The sequence below is a fragment of the Cellulomonas sp. P5_C6 genome (assembly GCF_054049635.1).
In genome coordinates this window covers 1-3524 of record NZ_JBFULZ010000288.1, presented here as the reverse complement: position 1 = coordinate 3524, position 3524 = coordinate 1, and the positions used below count along the sequence as shown (strand labels likewise).

Here is a 3524-nt window from a genome sequence, read left to right as displayed (position 1 = left end):
CGTCGAAGGACGACACCGACGACCACGGCGACCACGGCGACGACGCGCCCGCGGGCACGGTCGACGTCGAGGCCGGCGACACCGTGGGCGACGACGAGTCGGTGGGCGACGCGCCCGAGCCCTCGGTGGACGTCGAGTCGGACGAGGCCAGCGACGTCGAGTCGGACGACGCGAGCGACGACGAGGCGGAGGGCGGCCGGTGACGGGCGGGCTCGTCGGGTCGTCGACGCCGCTCGCGGACCGGTTCGACCTCGCGCTCGTCGACCTCGACGGCGTGGCCTACCGCGGGCACGAGCCGATCGACGGCGCGGCCGAGGGGCTGACGTCGGCGCGCGAGCGCGGGATGCGGCTGGTGTTCGTCACCAACAACGCGTCGCGGGAGCCGGAGTCGGTGGCTGACCAGCTCACGGACCTGGGCATCGTCACGCACGCGTCCGAGGTCATGACGGCGGCCCAGGCCGCGGCGCAGCTGCTGCGCACGCGCCTGCCGCGGGGTGCGAAGGTGCTGGTCGTCGGGGGTGCCGGTCTGGTGACCGCGGTCCGCTCGGCCGGGTACGAGGTCGTGCACTCCGCCGACGACGAGCCTGCGGCCGTGGCCCAGGGGTTCGCTCCGGAGGTCGGGTGGCCGCAGCTGGCCGAGGCGGCCTACGCGATCGGTCGCGGCGCGTGGCACGTGGCGTCGAACCTCGACCTGAGCCTGCCGACCGCACGCGGGTTCGCCCCGGGCAACGGCTCGCTCGTCGGGGCGGTCCAGGCGGCGACGGGCGTCGTGCCCGACAGCGCGGGCAAGCCGTCGCCGACGATGTACCGGATGGCCGTGGAGCGCGTCGGTGCGCGCGAGACGCTCGTGATCGGTGACCGGCTGGACACCGACCTCGCCGGGGCGCGCGCGGGCGGCTACATCGGTCTGCACGTGCTCACCGGGGTCAGCTCGGCGCGCGACGACGTGCTGGCCGTGCCCGGGGAGCGTCCGCACCTCATCGGCGCCGACCTGCGATCGCTGCTCGTCACCCACCCGGAGCCCGAGCAGGGCGCCGAGGGCTGGTGGACGGTGCGCGGGGCGTCGGCACGGGTGGTCGGCGGGGCGCTGGAGATCGGGCGGGGGACACCGTCGTCGGTCGAGGATCACGTGGACGTCGTCCGGGCCGCGTGCGCCGCGGCCTGGGCCGCCGTCGACGAGGGTGTCGACCTCGACCCGAGCTCGGTGCCCGAGCTCGGGACCCGATCCGCGGAAGGCTGACGGCTGCCGCGGGCGTCGTCGGGCCTCGCGCTCGCATCGCAAGGCCCTCCGCACGAAGTGCGCCACCCGCTCTCTTTCGGCCGATCGTCGGGCCGCCTCAGGCGCTTCCCCCACGGGTTGTGTGTGGCGAGCGGGCCGCGTCGCCCGCGGCAGGTAGCGTGGGCGCGTCCCGGGTGCAGCGGTTCCCGGGCGCCCGACGTCGCCCGCTGTGCGCGACGTCAGGTCCGACCGGCCGACGTCGTCGTCGGACCGGGAGCACGACGAGAGCTTGTGGAGGCGGCGCAGTGAGCGAGACCGGAACGCCCGAGACGGCGGACGACGTGACGTCGGTGTACGACGACGCCGTCGACGAGGCGCTGTCGGCGCTGGTCGGTCTCGAGGACCAGCCGCTGCGCGCGCACGTCGCCGTCTTCGACGCGGTCCACGGTGCGCTGCAGGACCGGCTCGCCGACGCGGAGGGCTGACCGGCGGTGACCACACGCCTCGACACGGAGCTGGTGCGCCGCGGCCTGGCCCGGTCGCGCCGGCACGCCGGGGAGCTGATCGCGGCCGGTCGCGTGACGGTCGACGGTGCGGCGGTCTCGCGCAGCGCAGCTCAGGTGACGGACGACCGGCAGGTCACGGTCGAGCTCGACGACGAGGATCCCGGCTACGCCTCGCGCGCCGGGCACAAGCTCGCAGGCGCGCTGGAGGTTCTCGGCGCGCACGGTCCGGCGGTCGCCGGGCGGCGCTGCCTCGACGCGGGCGCCAGCACGGGGGGATTCACGGACGTCCTGCTGCGGGGCGGTGCCGCGCACGTGGTCGCGGTCGACGTCGGGCACGACCAGATGGTCGCGGAGCTGCGAGCCGATCCCCGGGTCGACGTCCGCGAGGGCGTCAACGTCCGGACGCTGACCCGCGGTGACGTCGAGCCGGCACCCGAGCTGGTGGTCGCCGACCTCTCGTTCATCTCCCTGACGCTCGTCCTGCCCGCGCTGGTCGACGTCGCCGCCCCCGAGGCCGACCTGCTGGTCATGGTGAAGCCGCAGTTCGAGGTCGGGCGCGACCGGCTCGGATCGGGCGGGGTCGTGCGCCTGCCGGAGCTCTGGGTCGACGCGGTCGTCGGGGTGGCCCGGGTGGCTGCAGGCCTCGGGCTCGCCGTGCTCGGGGTGGTCCGCAGCCCCCTGCCCGGGCCGAGCGGGAACGTCGAGTTCTTCCTCTGGCTGCGCCGACCGGCAGACGGATCACCGGTCGAGGTCCCCGTCGACCAGATCACCGCCGACGTGCTCGGGGTGCAGCGATGAGCCGGCGCGCCCTCGTTGTCACCCACGGTGGGCGCGAGGAGGCCGTGCAGGCCACGCGCGACGTCGTGCGGGAGCTCGAGCGTGCGGGTGTCGAGCCGGTGCTCGCGGCCGAGGACGCCGACGCCGCGGACCTGCCCTCGTTCGAGCTGGCGGTCGTGCTGGGCGGCGACGGGACGATCCTGCGGGCGGCCGAGCTCACACGCGGGACCGGGGTGCCGCTGCTCGGGGTCAACCTCGGGCACGTCGGGTTCCTCGCGGAGAGCGAGCGCGACGACATCGGCGAGGCGGTGCGCCGGCTGACCGCCGGCGAGTTCGACGTCGAGGAGCGCGGCACGCTGGACGTCCGCGTGATCCGCCCCGACGGGAGCGTCGGCACCGGCTGGGCCCTCAACGAGGCCGCGCTCGAGAAGGTCGACCGTTCGCGCATGCTCGAGGTGCTGCTCGAGGTGGACGGCCACCCGCTGTCGTCGTTCGGCTGTGACGGGATCGTCGCCGCCACGGCCACGGGATCGACCGCGCACGCGTTCTCTGCCGGCGGGCCGGTGGTGTGGCCCGACGTCGACGGCATGATCCTGGTGCCCATCTCCGCGCACGCGCTGTTCGCGCGGCCCTTGGTGGTCGGCCCGCGCAGCCTCCTCGCGATCGAGGTGCTCGAGCGGTCGCCCGCGGCCGGGCTGGTCACGCTCGACGGTCGTCGCCGGCTCGAGGTGCCCCACGGCTCGCGAGTCGAGGTCACGCGCAGCGCGGTCCCCGTGCGTCTCGCGCGACTGACCCCGGCCCCGTTCACGACGCGGCTGGTCAACAAGTTCGACCTCCCGGTCGACGGGTGGCGCGGCCGTCCGAGCGCGCCGCGCCCCACGTTCCACGACACCCCGGAGGCCTCGCGGTGATCGAGGAGATCCGCATCGAGAACCTCGGCGTCATCGGCCGGGCGCACGTCGAGCTCGGGCCCGGGCTGACCGTGCTCACGGGCGAGACCGGCGCGGGCAAGACGATGGTGC

The 3524-nt window shown here is 75.3% G+C and carries 6 protein-coding genes; all 6 read left to right on the top strand.

What is annotated here, in order from left to right; translation table 11 throughout:
* A partial coding sequence (locus ACXJKG_RS20195; protein ID WP_456847508.1) for a hypothetical protein occupies positions 1–203 on the top strand: 203 nt, incomplete at its 5' end.
* Entirely contained in the window at positions 200–1240 is a 1041-nt protein-coding gene (locus ACXJKG_RS20190) for an HAD-IIA family hydrolase (RefSeq protein ID WP_456847507.1), read from the top strand. The genes ACXJKG_RS20195 and ACXJKG_RS20190, both read left to right, overlap by 4 nt.
* 284 nt (positions 1241–1524) lie before the next feature.
* The gene (locus ACXJKG_RS20185) at positions 1525–1704 is read left to right on the top strand and encodes a hypothetical protein (RefSeq protein ID WP_456847506.1); all 180 of its coding nucleotides are present in this window, start codon (positions 1525–1527) and stop codon (positions 1702–1704) included.
* 6 nt (positions 1705–1710) lie between these two features.
* On the top strand, positions 1711–2523 hold the full coding sequence (locus ACXJKG_RS20180) for a TlyA family RNA methyltransferase (RefSeq protein ID WP_456847505.1): 813 nt from the start codon (positions 1711–1713) through the stop codon (positions 2521–2523).
* Positions 2520–3413: an NAD kinase gene (locus tag ACXJKG_RS20175; RefSeq protein ID WP_456847504.1), complete on the top strand. Its 894-nt coding sequence runs from the start codon at positions 2520–2522 to the stop codon at positions 3411–3413. The genes ACXJKG_RS20180 and ACXJKG_RS20175 overlap by 4 nt, the downstream gene beginning before the upstream one ends.
* A partial coding sequence (locus ACXJKG_RS20170; protein WP_456847509.1) for an AAA family ATPase occupies positions 3410–3524 on the top strand: 115 nt, incomplete at its 3' end. The genes ACXJKG_RS20175 and ACXJKG_RS20170, both read left to right, overlap by 4 nt.